The organism is Pseudomonas sp. F8002 (genome assembly GCF_013385495.1).
In the GTDB taxonomy this organism is placed as follows: domain Bacteria; phylum Pseudomonadota; class Gammaproteobacteria; order Pseudomonadales; family Pseudomonadaceae; genus Aquipseudomonas.
Genome location: NZ_JACAPW010000011.1, coordinates 44,108 through 70,910 on the forward strand (window position 1 = coordinate 44,108; position 26,803 = coordinate 70,910).

The 26,803-nt window shown below is 62.7% G+C and carries 24 protein-coding genes; 10 read left to right on the forward strand and 14 right to left on the reverse strand.

The genetic code is table 11. From position 1 onward, the window contains the following. The first annotated feature begins 157 nt into the window (after window positions 1–157). Window positions 158–1,267 (forward strand): DUF3182 family protein, encoded by a 1,110-nt coding sequence (locus tag HX811_RS09680; RefSeq protein ID WP_177045692.1) that lies wholly within the window; start codon window positions 158–160, stop codon window positions 1,265–1,267. Then, window positions 1,257–2,009 carry a S9 family peptidase gene (locus HX811_RS09685; protein ID WP_003210032.1) on the forward strand — a complete coding sequence of 251 codons (753 nt, stop codon included), beginning with the start codon at window positions 1,257–1,259 and terminating at the stop codon, window positions 2,007–2,009. Before HX811_RS09680 ends, HX811_RS09685 begins: the two co-directional genes overlap by 11 nt. On the opposite strand, the gene HX811_RS09690 is transcribed toward HX811_RS09685, so the two are convergent. The 5 genes from HX811_RS09690 to HX811_RS09710 form a co-directional block, all read right to left on the reverse strand. Next, window positions 1,996–2,976: a lysylphosphatidylglycerol synthase domain-containing protein gene (locus HX811_RS09690; RefSeq protein ID WP_177045694.1), complete on the reverse strand. Its 981-nt coding sequence runs from the start codon at window positions 2,974–2,976 to the stop codon at window positions 1,996–1,998. The two genes, HX811_RS09685 and HX811_RS09690, sit on opposite strands and share 14 nt — an antisense overlap. Then, complete coding sequence (clsB, locus tag HX811_RS09695) at window positions 2,954–4,252, reverse strand: cardiolipin synthase ClsB (RefSeq protein ID WP_177045696.1); 1,299 nt, start codon at window positions 4,250–4,252, stop codon at window positions 2,954–2,956. The genes HX811_RS09690 and clsB overlap by 23 nt, the downstream gene beginning before the upstream one ends. Further along, window positions 4,249–5,025: an endonuclease/exonuclease/phosphatase family protein gene (locus HX811_RS09700; protein ID WP_003210026.1), complete on the reverse strand. Its 777-nt coding sequence runs from the start codon at window positions 5,023–5,025 to the stop codon at window positions 4,249–4,251. The genes clsB and HX811_RS09700 overlap by 4 nt, the downstream gene beginning before the upstream one ends. Then, entirely contained in the window at window positions 5,022–5,948 is a 927-nt protein-coding gene (locus tag HX811_RS09705) for a DUF72 domain-containing protein (RefSeq protein WP_177045698.1), read from the reverse strand. Before HX811_RS09705 ends, HX811_RS09700 begins: the two co-directional genes overlap by 4 nt. A gap of 213 nt (window positions 5,949–6,161) precedes the next feature. Then, window positions 6,162–7,364, reverse strand: coding sequence for an MFS transporter (locus HX811_RS09710; RefSeq protein WP_177035943.1), 1,203 nt, complete (start codon window positions 7,362–7,364; stop codon window positions 6,162–6,164). A 177-nt stretch (window positions 7,365–7,541) separates the two neighbouring features. On the opposite strand from HX811_RS09710, the gene HX811_RS09715 reads away from it, so the two are divergent. Continuing rightward, a complete protein-coding gene (locus tag HX811_RS09715) occupies window positions 7,542–9,656 on the forward strand; it encodes a mechanosensitive ion channel family protein (protein ID WP_177035944.1) in 2,115 nt (704 codons plus the stop codon). Between the two features lie 131 nt (window positions 9,657–9,787). Here the strand turns inward: HX811_RS09715 and HX811_RS09720 are convergent, their stop codons facing one another. Continuing rightward, entirely contained in the window at window positions 9,788–14,068 is a 4,281-nt protein-coding gene (locus HX811_RS09720; RefSeq protein WP_177045700.1) for a DEAD/DEAH box helicase, read from the reverse strand. A 407-nt stretch (window positions 14,069–14,475) separates the two neighbouring features. Between HX811_RS09720 and HX811_RS09725 the strand changes: the two genes are divergently transcribed. The 3 genes from HX811_RS09725 (at window position 14,476) to HX811_RS09735 (ending at window position 17,546) form a co-directional block, all read left to right on the forward strand. After that, window positions 14,476–15,366, forward strand: coding sequence for a sugar nucleotide-binding protein (locus HX811_RS09725; protein WP_008436463.1), 891 nt, complete (start codon window positions 14,476–14,478; stop codon window positions 15,364–15,366). Between the two features lie 350 nt (window positions 15,367–15,716). After that, window positions 15,717–17,177, forward strand: a complete 1,461-nt coding sequence (locus HX811_RS09730; protein WP_177045702.1) for an ATPase domain-containing protein — start codon at window positions 15,717–15,719, stop codon at window positions 17,175–17,177. Between the two features lie 6 nt (window positions 17,178–17,183). Further along, window positions 17,184–17,546, forward strand: coding sequence for a response regulator (locus HX811_RS09735; protein ID WP_102369993.1), 363 nt, complete (start codon window positions 17,184–17,186; stop codon window positions 17,544–17,546). Between the two features lie 99 nt (window positions 17,547–17,645). Here the strand turns inward: HX811_RS09735 and HX811_RS09740 are convergent, their stop codons facing one another. From HX811_RS09740 to HX811_RS09760, 5 genes are all read right to left on the reverse strand, one after another. Then, a complete protein-coding gene (locus HX811_RS09740; protein WP_008436467.1) occupies window positions 17,646–18,344 on the reverse strand; it encodes an OmpW family protein in 699 nt (232 codons plus the stop codon). 96 nt (window positions 18,345–18,440) lie between these two features. Continuing rightward, window positions 18,441–18,962, reverse strand: a complete 522-nt coding sequence (locus HX811_RS09745; protein ID WP_008436468.1) for a DUF3299 domain-containing protein — start codon at window positions 18,960–18,962, stop codon at window positions 18,441–18,443. A gap of 11 nt (window positions 18,963–18,973) precedes the next feature. Continuing rightward, on the reverse strand, window positions 18,974–20,239 hold the full coding sequence (locus tag HX811_RS09750) for an ABC transporter permease (protein ID WP_003210004.1): 1,266 nt from the start codon (window positions 20,237–20,239) through the stop codon (window positions 18,974–18,976). 1 nt (window position 20,240) lies between these two features. Continuing rightward, a complete protein-coding gene (locus HX811_RS09755) occupies window positions 20,241–20,951 on the reverse strand; it encodes an ABC transporter ATP-binding protein (protein WP_177035949.1) in 711 nt (236 codons plus the stop codon). 148 nt (window positions 20,952–21,099) lie between these two features. Beyond that, window positions 21,100–21,711 carry a DUF2796 domain-containing protein gene (locus HX811_RS09760; RefSeq protein ID WP_017476295.1) on the reverse strand — a complete coding sequence of 204 codons (612 nt, stop codon included), beginning with the start codon at window positions 21,709–21,711 and terminating at the stop codon, window positions 21,100–21,102. A 135-nt stretch (window positions 21,712–21,846) separates the two neighbouring features. Between HX811_RS09760 and HX811_RS09765 the strand changes: the two genes are divergently transcribed. After that, a complete protein-coding gene (locus tag HX811_RS09765) occupies window positions 21,847–22,194 on the forward strand; it encodes a hypothetical protein (protein ID WP_003209997.1) in 348 nt (115 codons plus the stop codon). 3 nt (window positions 22,195–22,197) lie between these two features. Here HX811_RS09765 and trxA read toward each other — a convergent pair whose 3' ends face one another. The 3 genes from trxA to HX811_RS09780 form a co-directional block, all read right to left on the reverse strand. Continuing rightward, on the reverse strand, window positions 22,198–23,070 hold the full coding sequence (trxA, locus tag HX811_RS09770; protein ID WP_177045704.1) for a thioredoxin: 873 nt from the start codon (window positions 23,068–23,070) through the stop codon (window positions 22,198–22,200). A 152-nt stretch (window positions 23,071–23,222) separates the two neighbouring features. Further along, a complete protein-coding gene (locus HX811_RS09775) occupies window positions 23,223–23,879 on the reverse strand; it encodes a methyltransferase (protein ID WP_177045706.1) in 657 nt (218 codons plus the stop codon). Then, complete coding sequence (locus tag HX811_RS09780) at window positions 23,876–24,334, reverse strand: YbaY family lipoprotein (protein ID WP_003209991.1); 459 nt, start codon at window positions 24,332–24,334, stop codon at window positions 23,876–23,878. Before HX811_RS09780 ends, HX811_RS09775 begins: the two co-directional genes overlap by 4 nt. 139 nt (window positions 24,335–24,473) lie before the next feature. On the opposite strand from HX811_RS09780, the gene nrdR reads away from it, so the two are divergent. The 3 genes from nrdR to HX811_RS09795 are packed head-to-tail and all read left to right on the forward strand — an operon-like array spanning window position 24,474 to window position 26,789. Next, window positions 24,474–24,944, forward strand: coding sequence for a transcriptional regulator NrdR (nrdR, locus tag HX811_RS09785; RefSeq protein ID WP_003209990.1), 471 nt, complete (start codon window positions 24,474–24,476; stop codon window positions 24,942–24,944). Continuing rightward, complete coding sequence (gene ribD, locus HX811_RS09790; RefSeq protein ID WP_003209989.1) at window positions 24,941–26,077, forward strand: bifunctional diaminohydroxyphosphoribosylaminopyrimidine deaminase/5-amino-6-(5-phosphoribosylamino)uracil reductase RibD; 1,137 nt, start codon at window positions 24,941–24,943, stop codon at window positions 26,075–26,077. The genes nrdR and ribD overlap by 4 nt, the downstream gene beginning before the upstream one ends. 34 nt (window positions 26,078–26,111) lie before the next feature. Continuing rightward, entirely contained in the window at window positions 26,112–26,789 is a 678-nt protein-coding gene (locus tag HX811_RS09795; RefSeq protein ID WP_003209988.1) for a riboflavin synthase, read from the forward strand. The last annotated feature ends 14 nt before the right edge of the window (window positions 26,790–26,803 follow it).

Genomic DNA, 26,803 nt, shown 5'->3' on the forward strand with positions numbered 1-26,803 from the left:
CGCGACACCTCGAGCACTTCGTGCAGAATAAAACAGGCCAAGTGCTATCGCTTTTCCCGCAACTGATTGATTCCACGCGCGTTTAAACAAACGCCGCCTTGGCTTGATCCCTGCTACCGTTTCCTTACACACATGGCAGCAGAGCCAAGGGGGACGCATGACCCCGACAAATCGCAAAAAAATCGTGGTGGCGCATTCAATCCGTCCGCAAGCGCCATTGCACGAAGTGGAGACCAACCGCGCCTTGGCCCGTTGGCTGGCGCACGTCCTCGGGCTCAAATATGGCGGCAGCTATAACCCTGAGCTGCACAGTGGGCGCGACCTCTATCTATTGCCCACTCAGACGCTGGTCGGCGCGGCCCAGGCGCGGCAATTCGGCGTCAAAGGCCCTGAGGATTTGTGGGGCGGCTACGTCGATCACGATTTCATCTGCACCAAGGCCATCAGCCACGGTTTGCTGAATAAAAACGCGGTTGCGCCCGAAGGCTGGTCGCCGCTTTTTTCCGAGCGCATCCGCAATGTGGTGCTGGATGGGTTGAGTGTGCACGCCCTGGCAGATGCGCGGCCGGCGGCGACCCATTTGCTGTACACCGGGCCGATCCGTCTCAAGCCTGTGCATGCCTGCGCCGGTCGCGGCCAGGAAGTGATCCGCAGCCTCGACGAGTTCGACGCCATCCTCGCGCGCCCTGATGCGGCGCAATTGTTCAGCGACGGCGTGGTGCTGGAGCAGGACCTGAGTGACGTGGTCACCCACAGTGTCGGCCAGAGCTTTATCGGCGATCACGTCATCAGCTACTGCGGCGATCAATACCTGACCCGGGACGGGCAGGGCGAAGAGGTCTATGGTGGTTCCAACCTGTTGGTGGTCCAGGGCTACTACGAAGACCTGCTCAAGCTCGACCTGCCCGCTGACGTGCGCCTGGCCATCCAGCAAGCGCAGGTCTTCGATAACGCGGCGGATGAGGCCTATCCCGGGTTCTACGCCTCGCGGCGCAATTACGACATCGCCCAGGGCCTGGACAGCGACGGCCAACGCCGCAGCGGCGTGCTCGAGCAATCCTGGCGCATGGGCGGGGCCAGCAGCGCGGAAGTCGCGGCGCTGCAAAGCTTCGTCAACAATCCCGGGCTGCGGGCGATTTATGTCTCGTCGGTAGAAACCTACGTCGACCAGCCACTGCCCGCTGACGCGATCGAGGTGTACCGGGGCCCGGCAGAAAACAGCGACTTTCTTCTCAAGTACGTGACGGTCAAATCCTATGACGGCTAGAAGCGAAACCATTGCCATTGATATCGACGACGAACAGATGAGCGGGACCTTCCTCAGTCCCAAATCGAAAGTACCGGGGGTGTTGTTTGTGCACGGCTGGGGTGGGAGCCAGGAGCGTGACCTGGAACGCGCCAAAGGTATCGCCGGGCTCGGTTGTGTATGCCTTACATTCGACCTGCGCGGCCATGCCGGCAACGGCATTCCGTTATCCCGCGTCACCCGCGAAGACAACCTGCGCGACCTGCTCGCGGCCTACGACCGCCTGTTGTCACACCCGGCCATCGACACCTCGGCGGTGGCAGTGGTGGGCACCAGCTACGGCGGTTACCTGGCCGCCATCCTCACTTCGCTGCGCCCCGTGCGCTGGCTGGCTTTGCGGGTGCCGGCGCTGTACCGCGACCAGGAATGGCTCAAGCCCAAGCGCGACCTGGACAAGGCCGACCTGATGGATTATCGCGGCACCTTTGTGCACGCCGAAACCAATCGCGCTCTGCATGCTTGCGCGGCGTTTACCGGTGATGTGTTGATCGTGGAGTCGGAGACCGACGACCACGTGCCCCACGCCACCATCATGAGCTACCGCGCCGCCTGCCAGCAGACGCATTCGCTGACTCACCGGATTATCGACGGTGCGGATCATTCCCTGAGTGATCCGGTTTCCCAGCAGGCCTACACCTCGATCCTGGTGGACTGGATTACCGAGATGGTGGTGGGCGAGCGCTTGAGCATCATCCAGTCGTAGGCGTTTTCTTCACGCGCAATGCCTTGGCCTTGGCTTCGACCGCGAGGTACATCACCAGGGCCACCAGCAACGGCAGGATGAAGTAGATCGCGCGGTAGGCGATCAGCCCCGCGAGCAGACTGCCGCGGGACGCTTCGTGCTGCAGCAAGGCAATGAACACTGCCTCCAGCACACCCAGCCCTGCCGGGATATGCGTGACCACCCCGGCAATGCTGCTGATCAGCAACACCCCGAGCACCACGGGGTAATCCAGCTGCTTGGGCAGCAGGGTAAAAATCACTGCTGCCATCAGCGACCAGTTCAGCGCGCCGAGCGCCAACTGCAACACTGCCATGCGCAGCGACGGCAGGCTGATTTCAATCCCGCGTATCGACCATGCGCGCTTTTTCGACAAGCGACAGGCCAGCAGGTAACCCAGGCTCGCCAGTACCAACAGCACGCCGACGCCTTGCAACGCACCGCTGCTGAGCTTCCACCCCGGCGGCAATGTCACCAGCCCGCTGCTGAATACCGCGCCGGCGATCGCCATGTAGCCGAACCAGTTGGTGGCCAGGCTCAAGCCGAGGATCTTCGCGATGTTCCCGCTGCTCACCCCGAGTCGGGAATACAACCGATAGCGCATGGCGATGCCACCTACCCACGCGCTCAGGTTGAGGTTGAACGCATAGCTGATGATGCCCACCGGCAAAATCTGCTTCCAGCCCAACGGCTGGCGGATGTAGGTGCGGCCGATCAGGTCGAAGCTCGAATACACCAGGAAACTGCACAGGGTCAGCGCACCCGCGATGAGCAGCGTGCGCAGCTTGAAGTCGCCCAGGGTGTCGAGCACTTCGCTCCAGTCGATACGCCGGGCGAGCAGGGTGAACAACACGATCAGCACCAGGAAAAACACCACCGTCAGCGGTTTTTTCCAGCGTTTCAAGAAGCCGGGGCGAGCGCTTTCTTCAGCGATGCGAGCTTGGGTCATGATCCGCACGCTCCTCAAGAACGAAGGGTTTCAACCTCGGCTTGTGGGCCGGCAACCAGCCGGTCCACGACGGAAAATGCCGCAGCACATGGAACACCACGAAACCCACGGTCACCCGCCAGAACCAGCCGCGAGGAGCGCGGTTTTCCGGCATGGTCTTGCAGTGGTTCTGGCTCAGATATTCCAGGCGCTCGAACAACTGCTGGTTGAAGGCACGATCACGAACCAGCACATTCGCCTCCAGGTTCAGCGACAGGCTCAACGGGTCGAGATTGCTCGAACCCACCGTGCTCCACTCTTCATCCACCAGCGCCACCTTGCCGTGCAACGGACGCTGGCAGTACTCGTGGATCACCACGCCTTCCTTGAGCAAATAGTCATAGAGCATGCGTGCCGCCAGCTTGGCCAGCAGCACATCCGGCTGGCCCTGCATGATCAACTGCACGTGCACGCCGCGCCGCGCGGCATTACGAATTTCCCGCAGCAGGCGGTAGCCGGGAAAGAAATAGGCGTTGGCGATCACTACCCGCCGCTCGGCCTTGCGCAGGGCGTGCAGGTAGGCCTCTTCGATATCGGTACGGTGTTGCAGATTGTCCCGGTAGATCAGCCGTACCAGGCCATCGCCTTCGCCGGCAGCCCATGGCGACGGGCGTTGCTCGCGCCGCCAGCCGCGCCGCTTGCGCACACGCCGGCCACTTTGTGCGAGGGCGAAATGATGCAGGTCGGCGACTGCCGGGCCCTGCACCTGCACGGCATAATCCTGTTTGGCCTCGGGGCCGAAATCCCCCAGGTGATCCGCCGAGAAATTGATCCCGCCGATAAACGCCACACTGGCATCCACCACCACAATCTTGCGGTGCAGACGGCGAAACCAGTTGGTGCGAAAACCCAATGTCTTGCTCGCCGGGTCGAACATCTGCACGGTCACGCCGGCCTGGCTCAATTCGCTGAGAAACCCCGGTGTCAGCTCGCCACAACCAAAGCCATCGAGGCAGGCGACGACCTTGACGCCACGCTGCGCCGCCTCGATCAAAATGCCTTTGAGCTCGTGGCCGACCTTGTCTTCGAAAAGGATAAAGGTCTCCAGCAAGATCTCCCGCTGGGCCTGGCGCATCGCCTCGAACACTTTGGGAAAGTAGGCCTCGCCGTTTTCCAGCAACTCGATCTGGTTACCGCTCTGCCAGCCGTAATCCAGGTCCCGGGCCACGGCATCGTCCGGCGGTTGGTCAGTCGCGATGTGTTCCACCGCGACCTTTTCCAGTGGTGCGCTGTTCATAACTCGATCTCCACCGACAGCGGCGCATGGTCCGACAAGTGTGACCACGGGCGGCTGGTCAGGACTTGGGGCTGATGCACCTTGAGGTTGCGCACATAGATGCGGTCCAGCGGCAGCAGCGGCAGGCGCGCCGGGAAGGTGCGGGCCGGCTTGCCGTGGGTTTCGATAAACACTTCCCGCAGCCCGCAGTGGGCGAGATCGGCGCGCTGGCGCCAGTCATTGAAATCACCGGCGACAATCACCGGCGCGTCGGCGGGAATCTCGGCGACCCGCTGCGCGATCAGGCGCAGTTGCTGCTGGCGATGGACTTCCCGCAGTCCCAGGTGCACGCAGATGGCATGCACGTCCTGCACGTTGCCCGGCAAGCGCAGCACGCAATGCAGCAGCCCGCGGCTTTCGTGGCCGCTCTGGGAGATGTCGAGATTGTCGTAGCGGATGATCTGGAATTTCGACAGCAACGCATTACCGTGGTCGCCATGGGGATACACCGCGTTGCGACCGTAGGCGTATTGCGGCCAGATACTGTCGGCGAGGAACTCGTATTGCGGCATGCTCGGCCAGTTACTGTAGCGCTTGGGGTGGCGTTCATGGGTGCCGTGGATTTCCTGAAGGAACACCACGTCGGCGGCCACACTGCGAATCGCCTCCCGCAACTCGGGCAATATGAAGCGCCGGTTGAGCGCGGTGAAGCCCTTGTGGGTATTGACCGTCAGCACCCTGAAGCGGGTGATGGTTTCGGTGGGCGTGGTTGGCATCAGTTCCGGATGGGTCATGGCAACACCCCCGTGTCCGGCAACTTGCCGGGTTCGGTGGCCAGTGCCAGGTCCAGGCCAAAACGCTGCAGTAATTGGCGCGCGTCGAAGGGCGCGCGCACCTTGATGTCGTTATCGAAGTAGCAAAACACCTCGCGCTGCTTGCGGGCGCGGGGTTTGTGCTTCGGATCGATCAACTGTGCATCGGCGGGTTGTTTGCCGTGGCTCCAGCGTTCGATGCGATCGCCCCAGCGCTTGAGCGCTTCGGGCGTATAGCCGCTGGCATACAGCGCTTTGTCCCCATGCAGGCGCAGGTACACAAAGTTGGCCGTGACGTCTTCCAGGTAGGGCCACTTGCCGGCTGTGTCGGCCACCACCAGGGCCACGCCGTGCTTGTCGAGCATCTCGACAAATTCCGGCACGGCGAAACTCTTGTGGCGAATCTCCACCGCATGGCGCAGCGGCTTTTTACCGTGGGCTTGCAGGCTCGCCTTGCCGTTCAGGCGCGGCTCATGCTCGCGGGCGAGGGCGGCGGCCTGCTGGGTAGTGGTGGGTAATTCGGCGAGAAAGGCTTCAAACAACGGCGGGTCGAATTTGAAACTGGGCGGGAACTGCCAGAGGATCGGCCCAAGCTTTTCCTTGAGTTCCAGCACCCCGGAGGCGAAGAAATTCGCCATCGGCTTGTGCACCTCCCGCAGCCGCAGGATATGCGTGATATAGCGTGGCGCCTTGACGCTGAACACAAACCCTTCAGGCGTGTCGCCATACCACTCGGCATAGCGCTTGGGTGTTTGCAGCGCGTAGAACGAGCCGTTGATCTCGATGCTGTTGACCGCCCGTGAGGCAAACTGCAGCTCGCGCTTCTGGGTCAGGCCCTCGGGGTAGAAATCCCCCCGCCAGGGCGTGTAGCGCCAGCCGGAAATGCCGATATAAATCGCGGCCATGATGACTCCCGTGGGTTAACTGTGTGGTGACCTCCGTTTTTGGATGACTGTGAGGATCGGGAGAAAGTTTCGACGGTCCTACAGACGGCACCTCTCAAAATGTGGGAGCGGGCTTGCTCGCGAAGACGGTGGGTCAGTCGATATCTCTGTTGACTGACTTACCGCTTTCGCGAGCAAGCCCGCTCCCACATTGGGTTCTTTATCGCTGCGGGATCAGTGCCCGCCAACCACCCGGGTCGAACTTTCGGCATACACCGGCCCCAGCCGGTCAAGGCGCCCGCTCCAGGCCGTCAGCGCCAAGGCCACCAACACCACCGAGCCGCCAATCCACGCCGTGTGGATCAAGCCCATGTGGGCAACGATCATGCCGCCGGCCCACGCGCCACCGGCAATCCCCAGGTTGAACGCCGCGATGTTCAGGCCCGAGGCCACGTCCACCGCATTCGGCGTGTGATGTTCCGCCTGGCGCACCACATACACCTGCAAGCCCGGCACGTTGCCGAAAGCGACCGCGCCCCACACCAGCACAGTGGCCAGGGCCAGCCATGGATTACCCGCGGTGAAGGTCAGCACGAACAACACAGCGGCGAGCAGGGCAAAGATGATTTTCAGGGCGCTGATCGGGCCGCGTTTGTCGGCCAGCTTGCCGCCCCAGATATTACCGATGGCCACCGAGATGCCATACACCAGCAACACCAGGCTGACGGTGCCGGCGCTGAACCCGGAGATGTCCTGAAGGATTGGCGCCAGGTAGGTGAACGCGATGAACGAGCCGCCGTAACCCACCGCCGTCATGGCGTACACCAGCAGCAGCCGTGGTTGTTTCAACACTTGCAGTTGCTGCAACAGCGACGCGGGTTTGCTGTGGGCGATGTTTTTCGGTACGTAGAGCAGGCTGCCGATAAACGCGATCAAGCCCAGGGCCGAGACGGCGAGGAAGGTTTCGCGCCAGCCGAAGTGCTGGCCGATAAACGTCCCCAGTGGCACACCGGTCACCAATGCGACGGTCAGGCCGGTAAACATGATGGCAATCGCGCTGGCGGCTTTTTCCTTGGGCACCAGGCTTGTGGCGATGGTGGAGCCAATCGAGAAGAACACCCCGTGGGCCAGGCCGGTGACGATCCGTGCCAGTACCAGGGACTCATAACTCGGCGCTTGCCAGGCCAGCAGGTTGCCGAGGGTGAACAGCACCATCAGCGACAACAACAGCAGTTTGCGTGGCACTTTGCCGGTGAGGGCGGTGAGTACCGGCGCGCCGATGGCCACGCCCAGGGCGTAGAGGCTGACCAGCAGGCCGGCGGACGGCAAGTCGACACCCAGGTCGGCGCCGATGGTGGGTAACAGGCCAACGATGACGAACTCGGTCGTCCCGATGGCAAAAGCGCTGAGGGTCAGCGCGAGCAAGGCAATGGGCATGGCTGCAACTCCGGTGGGTTTCAATCAGGAGCGCAGTCTCGGGGTTCGGCTTGTGCGGAAAAAGACAGGTATTGGCATTTGATATTTGCCTAGGGCGCACGGATCGAAGTCTGCGGGGAACGATCAGGCGTCAAACCCGTCAGTTCCTTACAGACCCTTCTGAAGGAGCCCGGTGTTTTGTTGAATTTAAAGACTGTGCTACTGCTCGGCACGCTGCTGTTCTGCGGCAGCGGCGCGCTGCAAGCGGCCACTGCCCCCGCGGCTCCAGAGCCTGCCGCCCCGGCGAAGCCGGAACTTTTGGTAGAAGGCGGCCTGCTCGGCGCCATCAGCTCCAGCATCGATGATGTGCAGGACAAGCTCGACCTCAACCAGAACCTGGTCGACGCCTGGCGCCTGCGGGCCGACCGGGCGGCGGATGAGGTGGACAAGCTGGTCAACCAGCCGTCCGAACGTTCCTCGTGGAGCGTGGCCGGGGATTTCCTGTTGTTGTCCGGGGTGTGGATCGGCGCGTTCGCCGCGCTGACCCTGCTGGGGCGCTTTATCGTCAAGCGCCTGAGCCTGCAGCGGCATATCGCACCTCGCCAGCGCCTCCAGGCGTTGCTGGGTTACCTGATTCCCTACACGATACCGGCGCTTATCTGCCTGCCATTGACGCTCTACGTCAGCCACTTCCTGCCCACCTCGGTGGGCCGTGCGCTGGCCCTGTGTTTTGCCTACGCCACCAGCAGCGGCATTTTCTCCACCTCGATCCTGTTGTGCGTGATCGTCATGTTCAACGTCGGCCACAAGCGCCCTGCGGTGAAGATTATTCGGGACTACTGCCCCAAGCCGTTGTTCCTGATCGGCTTCCTTGCGGCCCTCAGCGATGCGCTGACCAGCCCACAGATCGCCCGCCAACTGGGGGGCAATATCACCGCCAGCGTCGCGATCTTCACCGGGCTGTTTGCCTCGGTGATCTTCGGCATGCTGGTGATTCGCCTGCGCCGTCCGGTGGCGCATTTGATCCGCAACCGGCCCCTGGCCCAGCGCCTGAAACACCCGGCGGTGCAGCAATCCCTGCGGGTGTTTTCCGGCCTGTGGTATTGGCCGATCCTGCTGATGGTGCTGGTGTCGGCGATCAACCTGATCGGCGCCGGCGACGACAGCCAGAAAGCCCTGCGCTGTGCGCTGTTCACCACGATCCTGCTGATCGGCACGGTGTTTCTCAGCACCGTGTTGCAGCACCTGTTCCAGTCCCGCAGCACGGTGGCGGTGCAGCGCAGCAGCGCCTACAAGGAACGGTTCCTCAGCCTGCTGCACGCGCTGTTGCGCATCGTGATGGCCATCGCCTTTATCGAAATACTCGGGCGTATCTGGGGCGTTTCGCTGTTTGAGTTTGCCCAGCGCAACTCCGTGGGCCGGGCCATCAGCGACTCCCTGAGCAGCATCGGTTTGATCCTGCTGGTGACCTGGCTGTTCTGGGTGGTGCTCGACACGGCGATTCAGGAAGCATTGAAACCCCCGGTCAACAAACGCTCCAGCCGCCAGCCCAGCACGCGGGTGAAAACCATCCTGCCACTGCTGCGCAACGCAGTGAAAATCATCCTGGTGGTGATCTGCGCGATCACCACCATGGCCAACCTGGGGATCAACGTCGCACCGCTGCTGGCGGGTGCCGGGGTGGTGGGCCTGGCCATTGGTTTTGGCTCCCAGCAACTGGTGCAGGATGTAATCACCGGGCTGTTCATCATCATCGAAGACACCCTGTCGATTGGCGATTGGGTGGTGCTCGACTCCGGCCACGCCGGTACCGTCGAGGGGCTGACCATCCGTACCCTGCGCCTGCGGGACGGCAAGGGGTTTGTGCATTCGGTGCCGTTCGGGCAGATCAAGGCCGTTACCAACCAGTCGCGGCAATTCGCCTATGCGTTCTTCTCGGTGCAGTTCACCTACGACACCGATGTCGACAAGGCCGTGGAACTGATTCGCGAGGCGGGGCAGTCGATCCGCGACGACGTGTTCCTCAAGTACAACCTGCAAGGGCCGCTGGAGGTATTTGGCGTCGACAAGATGGACCTCAACGGCGTGGTGCTGACGGCGCAGTTCCGCACGGTGTCGGGCGGGCAATATGCGGTGAGCCGCGCGTTTAACCAGCGCTTGAAAAAGCTTGTGGATAACTGTGCCTTTGTTCACTTCGCGCAAACTTATCCACAGCAGGTGATGCTGCCGCAGCGGGTCGGGCAGCAGGTGGATGAGCCGGAGGAAGAAGTGCCTTCGTCGGTGGTGCTTACCGAGCAGCCTAGAACCCAATAGTTTTGTGTTGAGGCCGCCGGCCTCTTCGCGAGCAAGCCCGCTCCCACATTCGATCGCATTCCAAGGGTGGAACCGGATCGAATGTGGGAGCGGGCTTGCTCGCGAAGGCGTCATTACGGGCACTGCACAAGTCAGCGCCTGATCAGTTTTTCCCGCACCAACCCGGCCTCCTGCTGATCCAACTCCAGCAACACCTGCTGCTTGCCGGCAATCTCCACCGCCGCCGGCAAACCATCCCGGTACACCAGCCGATTACCGCTCAACGCCGGCACCTTGCTACCCGGCAGCAGCGTACCGACCAGGTTCAGCGGATCCGCCCCACACACGGCAATCAAGCTGCCATCGTGAGGCCGCCGCCGAACTTCCCGCAGCAGCGGAATCGCTTCCGGCAACGCAAACTGTTCCCCCGCCAAACCACTTACAAACCGCCCGCCCCGAATCTCGCCCCGGGCCTCCAGCCGGTGGAACGTACGCAGCAATTCGCGCCAACTGGGCAGCCAGTCCGCCTCGCGCTCCAGCAGGCGCCAGAACACCACCCCGTAGCGGCGCAGCAAGGTCATCGCGACATGCTCCAGCGTCTCGGCCGAGTGAGCCCCCGGACGTGTGCCGTCCGCCACCGGTGCCCGCCGTACCAGGGCCCAACGCCCGGCATCGTCCATCCCGCCGACAAACGCGCCACGCCCGCGCCGACTGCTGCGGGCCTGACGTTTGCTTGCCGGCGTGGTCAGGGCGCGCAGGCCGGCAAAACTGTCAGCGTTCGCCAGCCCCGCGCCCACCAGTTCCTGCAACGCGGTTTCCAGTTCGCTGCGCAGCAGATGGGCTTCGTGGATCAATTCATCGAAAAACAGCGCGCCGTTTTCCCGCAGCGCCTGATGGACTTTCTGTGCCTTGGGCGACAGCTCGGTGCTGTCCGGCGCTTCGGTCAGTCCACTCCATAATGGCACCTGGCTGCGGGGCAACAGCACCACTGGCGTGCTGCGCAGGGCCGTCGCGCCGGCCTTGTTGCTCAGGCGCGTCCACACCACTTTGCCGCTGCGGCACAAATCGTCCAGCCAGTGGGGCGCATAATCCTTGATTCGTGCGCTGAGCAAATCGCTGTCCCAGGCCGAAGTGGCTGCGGCGTACCCTTCCAACTGCGCGACGATCTGCGGCAACACGGCGCTGCCCTGGCCGCGGGTACCGTTCGACAGGTGCTGCCAGTCGAACAGAAAACGCATGAAATCCTGCAACGCCACCGGCTCGATTTCCCGGCGCAGGCGCTTGACCGTGTAGCGGTGAATGCGCGCCAGCAGGTGGCGTTCGCACCATTGTTCGGCGCTGGCGCCGGGGCTGAAACGGCCGCGCAGCACGTAGCCTTCGCTCTCCAGCCGCGCGAGTGCCTGTGATACGTCGGCCACCGGCAAGGCCAGGGGCGCGGCGATCTCGATCAGCGTCAATGGGCCGAAGCCGCTCAGGCGCGCCCGCAGCACTTCCACCAAGGCTTCATCGAAGGTCCAGGGCTCATCGAAACCTGGCAACAGCGGCAGGTCATTCGGGTAGATCGCCGCTAAACAGCTCAAGCGCTCCAGAGCGACCCAAACGGCCTGGTCGGTACCGCTCTGCAATCGGCTGGCGCGCCCACCGTCGGCCAGGGCTTGCAGCCATTCTGCCCACTGCGCCGTGACCTCCGATTCGGCAATGCACGCCAAACTCATCAGCGCTTCATGCATCTCGTCCAGGCCATTGGGCGCCGGCCAGGCTTCCTCGCACACACCGGCAATCGCTTCGGCATCCAGCGCGCCAAGGTCATCAGTGCTTTGCGGGTCGCTCCAGCGCCGGTTGAGCACGGCCTGGGTGCGGCGCTCCTCCAGCGGAGCGTCGTCGAGAAAGGTGTAGGGGCGGGCGCTGAGAATCTCTGCTGCCAGTGGCGACGGCGCCGGCAGATCACGGCTGATCAGGCGGATTTCGCCGCGCTCCATGCGCCGCAACAGGGCCAGCCAGCCTTCGCTGTCCATGGCTTCGTGCAGGCAGTCGTCGAGGGTTTGCTCCACCAGCGGATGCTCGGGCACTTCGCGCTCGCCGGCGAGGTTTTCCAGGCAGGCGATCTGGTCGGGGAACACACAGGCGATCAGGTCTTCACTCTTCATGCGCTGGATCTGCGGCGCCACCTTGCGCCCACCGGTGTAGCGCGGCAATGCCAGGGCCACCCCGGCATTCCAGCGCCAGCGCACGCCGAACAGCGGTGCATCCAGTACCGCCTGGATCAGGATGTGCTCGGCCGTGTTGCTGTTCAGGTAGCGCCACACTTCGTCCAGCTCAAAGCTGTGACTGGTGGACAGCGACAACACGATCGCATCCTCGCTGGCGGCGGCTTGCAGTTCGAAGTTGAAGGTGCGGCAAAACCGCTTGCGCAGCGCCAGGCCCCAAGCGCGGTTGATGCGACTGCCGAACGGCGTGTGGATGATCAATTGGGTGCCGCCGGACTCGTCGAAAAACCGTTCCATGATCAACGTGTCCTGGGACGGCAGCGCGCTCAGCGCCAGCCGCGCCCGCGCCAGGTAATCCAGCAGTTGTTCGGCGCTGGCCAGGTTCAGGCCGAGGGTGCCGGTGAGCCAATCGAGCGCCGGTTGCAGGTTACCCGGCGTGGCGCCCAGCAGCGCGTCCAGTCGCCCCTGAAAACGCGCCACGGCAAACGACAACTCCGCGCTGCGCCCCGGTGCTTCGCCGAGCCAGAACGGAATGGTCGGCGGCTGGCCGTGGGCATCCTCGACCCGCACCTTGCCGGGCTCCACTCGCAGGATGCGGTAGGAGGTGTTGCCCAGCTGGAAGATATCCCCGGCGATGCTTTCCACCGCGAAGTCTTCGTTGACGCTGCCGATGTTCAGGCTTTGCGGTTCAAGCAGCACGCTGTAGTCGGCGTTGTCGGGGATGGTGCCGCCGCTGGTCACGGCGGTGAGCTTGGCGCCCCGCCGGCCACGCAGGGTGCGGGTGATGGCGTCGCGGTGCAGGTAGGCGCTGCGCAGGCCCTGGCGCCCGTTGTAGCCTTCGGCGAGCATTTGCAGCAGTGCCTGATAGTGACGCTCATCCAGCTCGGCGTAGGGCGCGGCGCGGCGGATCAGCGTCAGCAGGGCCTGTTCCTGCCATTCCTGGCAGCTGACTTCGGCGATGATCTGCTGGGCCAGCACATCCAGCGGCGCAACCGGAATCAGCAAGGTGTCCAGCTCGCCCCGGCGCACGCAGTCGAGCAGGGCGGCGCATTCGATCAGGTCGTCGCGGGTGGTGGCGAACAACCGGCCCTTGGGCGTGCCGCCCACCTGATGCCCGGAGCGTCCGACCCGTTGCAGAAAACCGTTGATCGAGCCGGGCGAGCCGATCTGGCACACCAGGTCGACATCGCCGATATCGATCCCCAGTTCCAGCGACGCAGTGGCGATCAACACCTGCAGCTCACCGGCCTTGAGCCGTTGTTCGGCGTCCAGGCGCATTTCCTTCGCGAGGCTGCCGTGGTGGGCGGCGACGGCGGTTTTGCCCAGGCGCTCGCTCAAGTGCCGGGCCAGGCGTTCGGCCAGGCGCCGGGTGTTGACGAAAATCAGCGTGGTGCGGTGTTGCCTGGCCAGTTCGGCGAGGCGGTCGTAGACCAGCTCCCACACGTCGTTGGCCATGACGGCCGACAGCGGCACCGGCGGCACTTCGATATCCAGGTCCCGTGGGCGTGCGTGGCCGATATCGACGATCTCGCAAGGCCGGCCGGTGCCCACCAGAAAGCGCGACACCGCCTCGATGGGCTTTTGCGTGGCGGACAGGCCGATGCGGGTCAGCGGTTCGCTGCACAAACCCTGCAGGCGCTCCAGTGTCAGGGCCATGTGGCTGCCGCGCTTGCTGGCGGCGATGGCGTGGATCTCATCGACGATCACCGTGCGGGTGCTGGCAAGCATCTGCCGGCCGGAATCCGAGCCGAGCAACACGTAGAGCGATTCCGGGGTGGTGACCAGGATGTGCGGCGGGTGCTTGCGCATCAGGGCGCGGTCTTTCTGCGGGGTGTCGCCGGTACGCACGGCGGTGCGGATCGCCAGCGGTGGCAGGTCGAGGCGCTGCAAGTGCTCGGTGATGCCGGCCAGCGGGTTTTGCAGGTTGATCTGGATGTCGTTGGAAAGAGCCTTCAGGGGCGAGACGTAGACCACCAGCGTTTGGTCTGGCAGTTGGCCGCCATTGGCCAGGCCTTGGTGCACGAGATCGTCCAGCACCGCGAGAAAGGCAGTCAGGGTCTTGCCGGAGCCGGTGGGCGCGGCGATCAGTGTGGAGCGGCGCTGGCGGATCAGCGGCCACGCCTGGGCCTGGGCGGCGGTCACCGACGGGAACGTGCTGCGGAACCAGGTGCTGACGGCGGGGTGGAAACCGTTCAAGACCGTGTCCGTTGATTCAGGAAGGTTCATCCCCAATTTATGCGGCCGGCCCCGGCAACTTGCAACCCCGGGATGCATTCCCTGTGGTGAGGGATCTTGCTGCGGTAAGGGAGCTTGTTGTGGCCAGGGAGCTTGCAGTGGCGAGGGAGCTTGCTCCCGCTGGAGTGCGCAGCGCTCCCGCTTTTTTGGGGCCGCTACGCAGCCCAGCGGGAGCAAGCTCCCTCGCCACAAGAAGCCCCCTGGCCACTGCATGCTCCCTAGCCATAAAAAGGCTCTCTCTACCTAAAGCCCCCCGGCCGCAATCGGCGGCGCACTTTATAAGTGACGGTTGCGCTACAAACCCGCAAAATGCAACGATTCTGGCAAATGCCAACGGCATGGCTCACAAGCCTGTCGATAATAACCATCGTTCCAAACAGACCGGGCCTGCTCAATCTATGCGAATGCGCCTTATGTTACTGGGCGGCGGGAATGCCCTCGGGCAGGCGCTGATTCGCCTCGGTGCGGAGGAAGACATCGGTTTCCTCGCCCCGCGCCCGCCCCAAGACGGCTGGGATGCCGCGAGCCTCACGCAACTGCTCGACGACACCCGTCCCGATGCCTTGATCAATCTCGCCTATTACTTCGACTGGTTTCAGGCGGAGACGGTCAGCGAGACACGCCTGGCCGCCCAGGAATATGCGATCGAGCGCCTGGCTGAACTGTGCCAGCACCACAGCATCACCCTGCTGCAACCGTCCAGCTACCGGGTGTTCGACGGCTCCCGCGCCACCGCCTACAGCGAAAAAGACGAACCCGTGCCCTTGGGCCTGCGAGGCCAGGCGTTGTGGCGCATCGAGCAGAGCGTACGCGCCACCTGCCCGCAGCACGTGCTGTTGCGTTTCGGCTGGCTGCTGGATGACAGCGTCGACGGCACCCTCGGGCGCTTCCTGGCCCGTGCCGAAAAACCTGATGAGCTGCTGATGGCCGACGATCGCCGGGGCAACCCGACGCCGGTGGACGATGCCGCGCGGGTGATCATTTCTGTGCTCAAGCAACTCGATTGCGCAGCGCCGCTGTGGGGCACCTACCACTACGCCGGCCACGAAGCGACCACCCCGCTGGCGCTGGGGCAGGCGATCCTGACCGAAGCGCGCAACTTCCACCCGCTGGCCGTGGAAGCACCGACCGCCCAGGCCCATGCCGCCCGTCCGGATGCAGCCGACGAACCGCAACACGCGGTGCTGGCCTGCAAGAAAATCCTCCACACCTTCGGCATCAAGCCACGGGCATGGCGGGCCGGGCTGCCGGCGTTGCTCGACCGGTTCTATCGACACGGTCAAACATAAAAAAGGCGCCTGAAACAGGCGCCTTTTTTGTGGCAGTGCGCGGACGATTACACGTGATAGGTGTTGGCCAGCCGGATGCGCAGCGGCCTGCGAAAAATTTGAAACCTTTGGTGCGGGCGGTCATCTGTGTTGAGTCGATGGACCTTATCCCGGCGTTCAATGGTTATCCCCTTATGAACGGAAGTTACATTGCCGTCTCTATCACAGACAATGGCCAGGGAGCTGGGTTGGGACTCAGCCAGGTATATGGCTCGCGCTTGAACGGCTGAGTGGATAGCCCGTTTGAACAAATGGAGTTAGCATCGTAAACCTTCGGCTTAAGAGCCTGTTGTTCACATCAGGGTTGCATTGTGGAAAAGCTAAATCGCCTTCAAAGCGGAATAGAAGGGCTGGATGCTCTGCTCAAGGGTGGGCTAGTCGCAGGTGCCTCCTATATCATCCAGGGGCGCCCGGGATCCGGTAAAACGATCCTCGCCAATCAGCTGGGGTTTAACCATGCGCGCAATGGGGGCCGTGTACTGGTTGCCACGTTGCTGGCCGAATCCCACGACCGTTTATTTCAGTTCCTCTCGACCCTGAACTTCTTTGATGCTTCCCGGGTGGGAGCCGAGATTCAGTTCGTCAGTGCGTTTGACACCCTTGAGAACGAAGGTCTCGATGAAGTGGTCAAGCTGCTTCGGCGTGAGATCAGTCGTCAGAAGGCCACCGTGTTAGTGGTCGACGGCTTGCTCAATGCACGCTCCAAGGCTGACTCGCCCATCGACACCAAAAAATTCATTTCCGAGCTGCAGGGGCACGCCGCGTTCGCCGGTTGTACGGTGCTGTTTCTCACCAGTTCCCGGTTGGACGACGGCAGTCCTGAGCACACCATGGTTGATGGTGTGATCGAGATGGGTGAAGAGCTTCACGGCAGCCGTTCGGTGCGCCGTATTCACCTGCGCAAAACTCGAGGCAGTGGTGCACTGACCGGACTGCACGAGTGTGAAATTACCGACGATGGCCTGGTGGTTTATCCGCGTCTGGAAAGCCTCTACAGCCATCCGTCTTTACCTGACAGTGCCGATCTGACGCGTATCACCAGCGGCATCGGTTCGCTGGACGCCATCATCGGCGGTGGCCTGCACAGTTCCTCCGTTACCCTCGTCATGGGGCCTTCCGGCGTTGGGAAAACCACCTTGGGGCTCAGGTTTCTCGCCGAGTCGACAGTGGACGCGCCGGGCCTGCATTTCGGTTTTTATGAAAGCCCGCAGCGGTTACGTCTCAAAGGCCAATCGCTGGGGATTGATATCAAGGGTATGGAAGAAAGTGGTGCGCTGAGTATTGCCTGGCAACCCACGACAGAAGGCCTGATCGATGGTCTCGGCGCACGGCTGCTGAAAATAGTTGAGGAAAAGGGCATCAAGCGCCTGTTCATCGACAGCTTGAGCGGCATGACCCGGGTGTCGACAAACCCGGCTCGTATCACTGATTTCTACAGCGCCTTGATGAGCGAGCTTCGTGCCCGTGGCGTAACGGTGTTTGCCTCATGGGAGATGCGTGACGTTTTTGGTTCGGAGGTCAGCTCTCCAACCCCGGACCTCTCCAGTATTGTCGATAACCTGATGCTGATGCGTTTCTTCGAGATTCAATCTGAACTAAGAAGAATGCTTTCGATTCTTAAGGTACGAGACAGCTTCTACGATCCTTCGCTTCTTGAAGTGGTAATCCATGAAAACGGCGTTGACCTGAAGAAGGCATCAAGAAATGCGTTGGCGGTCCCTAATGATTCTTCGCTGCCGGGCTCAACGTCCAAAGTCTCTGATTCGGGTTGAACTGACATGACCACCATCCTGGTCGTCGACGACGAGTATTTGATCGCTGACATTCTCGGCTATGCGCTGGAGGATGAGGGGTACATGGTCGTAAAAGCGAGCAATGGCCAGAAAGCACTCGAGGTCCTGGAGCGCGAGCGGCCAGCGTTGATCATCACCGACTTCATGATGCCGGTCATGGATGGCCAGGAGTTTGCCGAAGCTGTCCGCGCGCTACCGGCAGTCAATCACTTGCCCATCATCCTGATCAGCGGAGCCCAGGCCCATATTGGTATGGAGCGGTCGGACTTGTTCAATGCAGTGTTGAATAAGCCGTTCAACATTGACGTGGTCATTGCTGAAGTTCGCCAGCTCCTGGCTGAAGCCTGACTCGCAGCACACGGGCGTGTGCCTGGCTTCTGATTGGCGCTTGCCTCCAGGGGAAGCCTCACAAAAAAGGCCCTGTACAACAGGGCCTTTGGGTAGAACCTAGAACTTGTAGCCAATACCGACCATGTACACCATCGGATCAACATCCACATTAACCTTGGCCCGGGTGCCCTGGCCCAGGGCGTTGTTGTCCACGGTGGCCTTGGTGCTGATGTCGATGTAGCGCGCCTGGGCGTTGATCATCCACTTGTCGTTGATCATGTAGTCCGCACCGATCTGCGCCGCCCAGCCCCAGGAGTTTTCCGCCTTGAAGTTGCTGAAGCCGGCCTCCTGGGCGCGACCGCCGACGTGCTCGTCGTAGATCCAGGTGTAGTTGATACCGGCGCCGATGTACGGTTGGAATACCGACTTGCTGTCCAGCGGGTAGTACACGACGCTCAGGGTCGGCGGCAGGTGTTTCAGCGAGCCGAGCTTGCCGTTGGCCGGGGCCAGGGCGGTGTTCTTGATCTTCACATCATGTTCGAACGGTGTGGCCGCCAGCAGTTCGATACCCCAGTGGCTGGTGAACATGTAGGCGAAGTTCAAGCCCAGCTGGGTGTCGCTGCTCATGGTCGCCTTGCCGCCCAGGTTGGTCCCGGCCAGCGGGCCCTGGTCAACCTTGACACTGCTGCTGTCCGCTTTCGGGTTGACGGTGATGGCACCGGCGCGAATCAGGATGTCACCCGCTTCGTGAGCGTGGGCAACAGGGGCGACGAGGGCGAGCGCGACAAGCGACGCGCCGAGCAGGGACTTGTTCATGGGAGCTCCAAAGGACGTTATTAATTGCTTGTGTCCAATGGTAAAGATCGTAACGTTCGAGCTTTTGACTCAGCTCAATGAAAGCGCAATCACGGGTTATTCCTGCAACTCGTACACATAGATCTTGTCGGCATCCATCTGGTAGCCGGCATCGGCCAGTTCACTGCTGGACGGTTTGACCTGCATCTGGCCTTCGATCCAGTACGGCTGATACAACTCGTCGAGCTTCACGCCGACTTCGCTTTTGACATGCACGATCTGGTTCGACGGCGGTGGCGGCACGTGAATGCAGGCGCCGAAATACGGCACCAGCAGGAACTCCGTGGTGCGCCCTTCCTCGCTGACTTCCAGCGGCACGATATAACCCGGCAGGCGGATGTGCTTGCCGTCCAGGCTTTGTACGACCGGCGCGTTGGGCAGGTCCTGCTTGGCGGCCGGCGCTGACTCCACCGACAACGCATCGGCCATGCCCGACAAGTCGTGCAGCGGTTTCATGTTGGGGATTTCCGGCGGCGCGTCCGGCGGGATCATCTCCTGCCACGACAGGTCCTTGGGCTGGTCTTCAGCCCACACGGGCAGGGCCACCAGCAGTAACAGTGCGAGCACGACGCGACGCATCAACAGCTTCCTCATAAACGTATCGACAGGCCGTCGGCCAACGATTGCCGGTAGGCGCGCCAGGCTGGCACGCTGCCCATCAGCAGGGCTGCGACGAGAATACCGCCCAACAAAGTCCATTCATATTCGCTCGGCAACGACAGCGGCAGGTCCAGGCCGTAATTGGCCTGCAAATACCCGCGCGACGCGGCGATGCACACATACAGCAGCCCGACGCCGGCGATCACGCCCGACAATGCCAGGGCGAAGGCTTCGAAGATCAGCAAGGTCGCAATATGCCAGGGCCGCGCGCCCACTGAACGCAGGATTGCCATTTCCCGGCGGCGCTCGTTGAGGCTGGTGAGGATCGCGGTGAGCATGCCGATCAGGCCGGTCAGCACCACGAACAGCGAGATCACGAACAGCGCTTTTTCAGCCGTGCCCATCATGCTCCACAGCTCTTGCAGCGCCACGCCCGGCAGGATCGCCAGCATCGGCTCGCCACGGAATTCGTTGATCTCCCGTTGCAGGGCGAAGGTGGAGATCTTGTTGTTCAAGCCGAGCATGAACGCGGTGATGGCTTGGGGCGTCAGGTCCATGTTGCGAGCCTGGTCGGCGCTGATCCGTCCTTTGCCCTGGGCCGGTACGCCGTTGTGCCAGTCGATGTGAATCGCTTCCATGCCACCGAGGCTGATGTGCAGCGTGCGGTCCACCGGGGTGCCGGTGCGCTTGAGAATACCGACCACGGTGAACGGCTTGTCATCGTGCTTGACCAGGCTGACCACCGCCACGCCGTGGGCCAGCACCAGCTTGTCGCCCAGCTTGTAATGCAGAGCATCGGCCACTTCAGCGCCGAGCACCACTTCGAATGGATCGGTGGCGAAGGCGCGGCCGCTGGCCAGTTCCAGGTTCTGCCGGCGGCCGTATTGGTAGTGTTCGAAATAGGATTCGTTGGTGCCCATCACGCGGTAGCCACGGTGGGAGTCGCCGAGGGAAATCGGGATCGCCCATTTCACCTGCGGGTTGGCCGCGAAGTGCTCGTAGCTGTCCCAGCGAATGTTGTTGGTGGCGTTGCCGATGCGGAACACCGAATACAGCAGCAAATTCACCGAGCCGGAGCGCGCGCCGACGATCAGGTCGGTGCCGCTGATGGTGCTGGCGAAGCTGGCGCGGGCTTCGGTGCGTACCCGTTCCACCGCCAGCAACAGGCACACCGACAGGGCGATGGCGAAGGCGGTGAGGATCGCGGTAAAGCGGCGGTTAGCCAGGCTGGCCATGGCTAGTCGAAACAAATACATCTCAAACCTCTGCGGGCGTGGCGGCGCGATTGAGTTCGGCCAGCGACAGGTTGCGGTCGAACAGCGGCGCCAGGCTCTGGTCATGGCTGACGAACAACAGGCTGGCGCCTGCTTCGCGGCATTCGGCGAACAGCAACTGAATGAAGGCTTCCCGGGCGTCGTAGTCCAGGGCTGAAGTTGGCTCGTCGGCGATCACCAGTTCCGGCTGGCCGATCAGCGCGCGGGCGGCGGCCACTCGTTGTTGCTGGCCGATGGACAGGGAATCGGCGCGGCGCTCCAGCAGGCTCTTGTCCTTCAGGCCCAGGTGGGCGAGCAAGGTCGCGGCAGCCTGGTCGACGCTGCCGTGACGCTGGATTGCCCGCTGTGCCCGTAACGGTGAAAAGTGGCAGGGCAACTCGACGTTCTCGCGCACCGAGAGAAACGGCAACAGGTTGAACTGCTGGAAGATGTAGCCGGTGTGGTCGACGCGAAAGCGGTCGCGGGCGCCGGCCGAGAGTTCCGTCAGTTCCTGGCCCAGTAGGCGGATGCTGCCGCGGCTGGGCTTTTGCACACCGCCCAGCAGGCCGAGCAGGGTGGTCTTGCCACTGCCGCTGGGGCCCTTGAGGAACAGGGTTTCACCCGGCTCCAGGCGAAACGTCGGGATGTCCAGCAACTGTGGGTGACCGGGCCAATTGAAGCCCAGGTCAGACAGTTCGATAAGTGCTTGGGTCATAGGGAGGTCAGTGGTCTGGCTCGATTTGGATGATGACACCGATCAACTGTAGGAGCTGGCTTGCCTGCGATGGCATCACCGCGGTGTTTCTAGAGCACCGCGGCGTCTGCATCGCAGGCAAGCCAGCTCCTACAGTGTGGTGTTTACATCAGAATTTCAGGGTGGCTGCCTGCGCGGTCGCTTCCACACCCTGCTGGCCGCTCGGGCCAATGAGTTGTACCTGAATTTTCTGGGTGGCGGGGAAGGTCTTGAACACCTGGGTCAGGTCGAGGTTGCTCAGCGCGGTCGGCGTGGCGCAGGTGAACTGGTAGTGAGCGTGGATTTCGCTGTGGTCGTGGTGATGTTCGTGGGCGGCGGCGCCTTTGCCATCGGTGGCGTGGTCGTCATCGTCTTCATCGTGGTCGGCTTCAGGCTTGTCGCCGAACAGCGGGCTGTTCAGTTCCTGGGTGCTGATCACGCAACCGGCGGCCTTGGGCAGGCTGAACAGCACCAAAGGTTGTTCAAGTTGTTTGCGGGCAGCGGCGACCTTGGCTTTGTCGGCAGGCGTGGTGGCGAGGTGTTCAAAACCCACCAGGTTCATCGCCGGGCTGTCCAGTTCCAGCTCCAAGGCCTGGCCGTCGAGCACCGCATTGAGGCGACCCACGCCGTGTTCGTGGGCTCCGAGGCTGCCGTGCTCGTGATCATGGTCGTGCTCGTCGGCAGCCTGGGCGATGGCCAGTGGCAACAGGGCAAACGGCAAAGCGAGCAGCAAACGGCGCATGGTGGAGCTCCCGGACAAAGATGAAAGTTTTGTTATGTGATCTTATAACAATTTTGCGAGGAGTTTGACCGCCTGCTTGGCGTAGCGCAAGACGCGTGGGAGCATGCTCGTCAGAAAAGTGCGGGAGTAAGTGCGATGTTGAGAATTCGTGGAACCGTCGGTGACCTGCCGGTGGACTTGACCCTGGAGCTGGATGACGGCGACTGGGCCCGGCTGGGCGCGCAGTTGCAGGCCAGCAAAACCCCGAGCGCCGAACCGGTAGTAACGCCGGCGGCGGGTAACCTGGACGAGAGCCTGTGGCAGGCCGCCCAGGATTTGCTGCGCAAGGCCGGGCAACTCAACGGCCTGGAATTGCTTGATCAGCTGGAAGGCCTGGCCGGCAGCGCCTCGGCGGGCAAGCGCCTGCTGGTGCGCCTGCGCCATAGCGCCAAGGTCAAGGTAGCCAGCGGCGGGGATACGCCGCTGTACAGTTGGATCGAGTAAGGCTTAATACAGCGCGGCGAACAGCTTGCGGCGGTACACCGTGACAAGCGGGTGATCGTTGCCGAGCAGTTCGAACACCTGCAGCAGCGTCTTGTGGGGCAGGCCTTCGCTGTAGCTGCGGTTGCGGATGAACAGCTTGAGCAAGCCATCCAGCGCGGCGTCGTATTGCTGGCGCGCCAGTTGTTGCACGGCCAGTTGGTACACCGCCTCGTCATCCTGCGAGTTTTGCGCCAGGCGGGCTTTCAGGTCTGCGGCGTCCGGCAGGTCGGCGGCCTGGCGCAGGAAAGTGATCTGCGCCTTGGCGCCGGCCAGTGCGGCCTTGTGATCATCGCTCTTGACGGCGTCGAGCACGGTTTGCGCTTCGCCCAGTTCACCGCGCTCGGCCAGGCAGCGTGCGTACAGGATCAGCGCGGCGGCGTTGGTGTTGTCTTCGCCAAGCAGGGTGACCAGCACGGCCTCGGCGTCGGTGATACGGCCTTCGGCAAACAACGCCTGGGCCTGCTCCAGTGGATCGGCAGCCGCCGGTGGTGGCATCTGCACATGGGGTTCCAGCATCGCGCGCACGGCGGATTCAGGCTGCGCACCGGCAAATCCGTCCACTGGCTGGCCATCCTTGAACAGCACCACGGTCGGCAGGCTGCGAATGCCAAAGCGCGAGACCACGTCCGGCTCGGCATCGCAATCGACCTTGGCCAGCAGCAACTCACCCTGATAACTCTCGGCAATCTGCGCGAGCATCGGCATCAACGCCTTGCACGGCGCGCACCACTCGGCCCAGAAATCCACCAGCACGGGCTTTTCGAAGGAGTTCTGGATCACCGCCTGATCGAAGGTGGCGGTGGTGGCATCGAAGATGTACGGCGTGGGCTCACTCATGGGGTATCTCGAAGAAAGCAGGGGATGGGGCAACTATAAGGGTTGGTGGGGTTAGCTGAAAGCGGGGCGGTCTCAGGATCGCAATCGCAGGCAAGCCAGCTCCCACAGGGGAATGCATTTCAAATGTGGGAGCGGGCTTGCCCGCGATGCTCTCAAGCGCGCTGCGAATGGTACAGGCTCACCTTGCGAAACTCCCACGGCTCGGCCAGGTCGGGCAGTGTCAGGGCGTCGAGGATACCCAGGCGCTGATACTCCGGGTGCTGGAAGTCCCGAACCCGGGAATCGGCGACCAGCGCTTCGCGGCCGCGTGTCAGGAATTGATCCAGCAGCGGCAGGTTCGCCCGGTCGTACAGCACATCGGCGACCAGGATCAGGTCAAACCGATCGGCTTCGGTGAAGAAGTCTTCTGAATAGCCCAGTGTTACGCCGTTGAGTTCCGCATTCGCCCGGCAGGCAGCCAGGGCCAGCGGATCCAGGTCGCACGCCACCACTTCCAGCGCTCCGGCCTTTACCGCGGCAATCCCGGCAACACCCGAACCTGCGCCGAAATCCAGCACCCGCTTACCCGCGACCCACTCGGGGTTGGCCGCCAGGTATCGCGCCAGCGCCAGGCCACTGGCCCAGCAAAAGCTCCAGTACGGCGGCTCATGCAGGATGCGCCGGGTTTCTTCGGGGTTGAAGGCGCGGTCCATGTTGTCGGCGTCCAGCAGCCACAGCGACAACTCGGTGCCCGGCAGCGGGCAGGGCACCAGTTGGGCGTCGCCGATCAGTTCGCTCAGTGCGCGTTGCAGGTCCAGCGGTGGCGTCATGGTGCGGGAACGAGTTGCAGCGGCCCGGTGGTCTGGGTGATCGCCTGGGTGATGCGCACCGGCGGCAGGTGCAGGATCAACTGGCCGGACTGGCTGGCGCGACCACGCAATTCAACGCGCCCGCCCGCCGGGAACGCTTGCGGGTTGAAGCGCAGGCGGAAGGCCAGGGGCTTGTTGTTGCCGATCAGCACGCTGCTGGCCAGCAGTTGTTGCGGGCGCGAACGGTCGTCGATCACCAGCAGCGCCAGTTCGACTTCGGCACCCGCCGGTATACCGTTCAATTGGCCGCTGACTTCACGCTGGTAGGCGGGCAACGGGCCGAGATCTTCTTCCACACCCGGCAGTTTTTTCTCTTGTTGCGGTGCCGGAGCCGGCGCCGCAGGTTTTGGGGCATGGCTGCTGCAGGCGACCAGAAAACCGAGCAACGTGAGCAAAACAAGTGGTCGTAACTGCATGTACGGCTCCAGAAAGGACAAAATCCGTGGCTTAAAAAATATGAAACATAATAGTCAGCCTATATACCGTAAAGGCTATGGCTTGTCTTGCCACAGGGATGCGCTACCATGGCCCTCCCATTTTTTGTTGCCTGCCACCATGCACTGTCCCTTCTGCGGTGCCAACGACACCAAGGTCATTGACTCGCGTCTGGTCGCCGAGGGCGAACAGGTGCGTCGCCGGCGTGAATGCCTGGCCTCTGGCTGCGGTGAACGTTTCACCACCTTCGAAACCGCCGAACTGGTATTGCCACGTCTGATCAAGACCGACGGCAGTCGCCAGCCTTTCGACGAAGAAAAACTGCGCGCCGGAATGCAGCGCGCCCTGGAAAAACGCCCGGTGAGTGTCGAGCGGCTGGAAGCGGCGCTGGTGCACATCAAGCACAAGCTGCGCGCCACCGGCGAGCGCGAAGTCAAATCCCTGGTGGTTGGAGAACTGGTGATGGGCGAGCTGCAAAAGCTCGACGAAGTCGCCTATATCCGTTTCGCCTCGGTGTATCGACGCTTCCAGGACCTCAACGAGTTCCGCGAAGAGATCGACCGCCTGGCCCGTGAGCCGGTAAAAGAATGAACCCACCTTCGGCAGAACAAGCGGTACTCGACGCCCATTACATGGCCCGTGCCCTGGAATTGGCGCGCAAGGGCCTGTACACCACCCACCCCAACCCCCGGGTTGGCTGCGTGATCGTGCGTGACGGGCAGGTTGTCGGCGAAGGCTGGCACGTGCGCACCGGCGAACCCCATGCGGAAGTCCACGCCCTGCGGGCTGCGGGCGACAAAGCCCGGGGCGCCACGGCCTACGTGACCCTTGAACCGTGCAGCCACCACGGGCACACACCGCCCTGCGCCGATGCCTTGGTGAATGCCGGCCTGGCCCGTGTGGTGGCAGCGATGCAGGACCCGAATCCGGAAGTCGCCGGGCGTGGCATGCGCCGCCTGGCCCAGGCCGGGATCGAGACCCACAGCGGCTTGCTTGAAAACGAAGCGCGGGCGCTTAACCCGGGCTTTCTCAAGCGCATGGAGCATGGCCTGCCGTTTGTGCGGGTCAAGTTGGCCATGAGCCTGGACGGTCGCACCGCGATGGCCAACGGCGAAAGCCAATGGATCACCGGCCCGGCTGCCCGTGCCGCTGTGCAGCGCCTGCGGGCCCAGGCCAGTGTGGTGCTGACCGGCGCCGACACGGTGCTGGCCGATGGTGCTCGCCTGACCGTGCGCGCCGCCGAACTGGGCCTGGATGAAGAAACCACCGCCCTGGCGATGTCCCGTCCGCCGCTGCGTGTGCTGATCGACGGCCGCCTGCGGGTGCCGCTGAATGCGCCGTTCTTCAAGGCTGGCCCCGCGCTGGTCATCACCTGCGTGACGCCGGACAACCAGTACCCCACAGGCCCCGAGTGCCTGGTGGTGCCGGGTGTCGACGGCCAGGTCGACCTGCGTTCCGCGCTGGTGGCCCTGGCGGCCCGTGGTGTCAACGAAGTGTTGGTGGAGGCCGGCCCAAGCCTGGCGGGTGCCTTCGCCCAGCAAGGGCTGGTGGACGAGTACGTGATATTCGTCGCCGGCAAGTTTCTTGGCTCTGCCGCCCGGCCTTTGCTGGACTGGCCGCTTGAGAAACTGGCCGACGCCCCCCAACTCAAGATCACTGAAATGCGCGCTGTTGGCGATGACTGGAGAGTCACTGCCATCCCTCTGCCATCAGCGAGCGTATAATTCCCGGCCTGCGCCACGTCTTCAGGAGAACGGCATGTTCACCGGCATTATCGAATCCATCGGCAGCATCCGTGCAATGACCCCAAAAGGCGGCGATGTACGCCTGCTGGTTGAAACCGGCAAGCTCGACCTGAGCGACGTCAAACTGGGCGACAGCATCGCTGTCAGCGGTGTATGCCTGACCGTCATCGAATTGCCTGGCAACGGCTTTGCCGCCGATGTCAGCCGGGAAACCCTGGACTGCACCGCGATGAACGACCTCAAGAGCGGCAGCCCGGTGAACCTGGAAAAAGCCCTGACCCCGACCACCCGTCTCGGTGGGCACCTGGTCAGCGGTCACGTCGACGGGGTCGGCGAAGTCGTTGCTCGCAGCGAAAATGCCCGCGCCGTGGAATTCCGCATCCGCGCGCCCAAGGAGCTGGCCAAGTACATCGCCCACAAGGGCTCGATCACCGTCGACGGCACCAGCCTGACCGTGAACGCCGTGAATGGCGCCGAATTTGAACTGACCATCATTCCCCACACCCTGAGCGAAACCATCATGGCGTCGTACCAGCCGGGTCGCCGGGTGAACCTGGAAGTGGACTTGCTTGCCCGTTACCTGGAGCGCCTGTTGTTGGGCGATAAGGCCGCAGAGTCTGACTCTCTTCAAGGGCCCGCCGGGAACATCACTGAAAGTTTTTTAGCCGCTAACGGCTACCTTAAATCCTGACCCAAGGGGGTGCC

Bases quoted from the DNA above. Each gene is read 5' to 3' on its own strand.
- HX811_RS09700 (WP_003210026.1), bottom strand. From the start codon at position 5,025: ATGACCCATCCGGAACTGATGCCAACCACGCCCACCGAAACCATCACC.
- HX811_RS09685 (WP_003210032.1), top strand. From the start codon at position 1,257: ATGACGGCTAGAAGCGAAACCATTGCCATTGATATCGACGACGAACAG.
- HX811_RS09760 (WP_017476295.1), bottom strand. From the start codon at position 21,711: ATGCGCCGTTTGCTGCTCGCTTTGCCGTTTGCCCTGTTGCCACTGGCC.
- HX811_RS09690 (WP_177045694.1), bottom strand. From the start codon at position 2,976: ATGACCCAAGCTCGCATCGCTGAAGAAAGCGCTCGCCCCGGCTTCTTG.
- HX811_RS09765 (WP_003209997.1), top strand. From the start codon at position 21,847: ATGTTGAGAATTCGTGGAACCGTCGGTGACCTGCCGGTGGACTTGACC.
- HX811_RS09795 (WP_003209988.1), top strand. From the start codon at position 26,112: ATGTTCACCGGCATTATCGAATCCATCGGCAGCATCCGTGCAATGACC.
- HX811_RS09780 (WP_003209991.1), bottom strand. From the start codon at position 24,334: ATGCAGTTACGACCACTTGTTTTGCTCACGTTGCTCGGTTTTCTGGTC.
- HX811_RS09755 (WP_177035949.1), bottom strand. From the start codon at position 20,951: ATGACCCAAGCACTTATCGAACTGTCTGACCTGGGCTTCAATTGGCCC.
- ribD (WP_003209989.1), top strand. From the start codon at position 24,941: ATGAACCCACCTTCGGCAGAACAAGCGGTACTCGACGCCCATTACATG.
- HX811_RS09705 (WP_177045698.1), bottom strand. From the start codon at position 5,948: ATGGCCGCGATTTATATCGGCATTTCCGGCTGGCGCTACACGCCCTGG.
- HX811_RS09725 (WP_008436463.1), top strand. From the start codon at position 14,476: ATGCGAATGCGCCTTATGTTACTGGGCGGCGGGAATGCCCTCGGGCAG.
- HX811_RS09745 (WP_008436468.1), bottom strand. From the start codon at position 18,962: ATGCGTCGCGTCGTGCTCGCACTGTTACTGCTGGTGGCCCTGCCCGTG.
- HX811_RS09775 (WP_177045706.1), bottom strand. From the start codon at position 23,879: ATGACGCCACCGCTGGACCTGCAACGCGCACTGAGCGAACTGATCGGC.
- HX811_RS09710 (WP_177035943.1), bottom strand. From the start codon at position 7,364: ATGCCCATTGCCTTGCTCGCGCTGACCCTCAGCGCTTTTGCCATCGGG.
- HX811_RS09735 (WP_102369993.1), top strand. From the start codon at position 17,184: ATGACCACCATCCTGGTCGTCGACGACGAGTATTTGATCGCTGACATT.
- HX811_RS09750 (WP_003210004.1), bottom strand. From the start codon at position 20,239: ATGTATTTGTTTCGACTAGCCATGGCCAGCCTGGCTAACCGCCGCTTT.
- HX811_RS09680 (WP_177045692.1), top strand. From the start codon at position 158: ATGACCCCGACAAATCGCAAAAAAATCGTGGTGGCGCATTCAATCCGT.
- clsB (WP_177045696.1), bottom strand. From the start codon at position 4,252: ATGAACAGCGCACCACTGGAAAAGGTCGCGGTGGAACACATCGCGACT.
- nrdR (WP_003209990.1), top strand. From the start codon at position 24,474: ATGCACTGTCCCTTCTGCGGTGCCAACGACACCAAGGTCATTGACTCG.
- HX811_RS09720 (WP_177045700.1), bottom strand. From the start codon at position 14,068: ATGAACCTTCCTGAATCAACGGACACGGTCTTGAACGGTTTCCACCCC.
- trxA (WP_177045704.1), bottom strand. From the start codon at position 23,070: ATGAGTGAGCCCACGCCGTACATCTTCGATGCCACCACCGCCACCTTC.
- HX811_RS09740 (WP_008436467.1), bottom strand. From the start codon at position 18,344: ATGAACAAGTCCCTGCTCGGCGCGTCGCTTGTCGCGCTCGCCCTCGTC.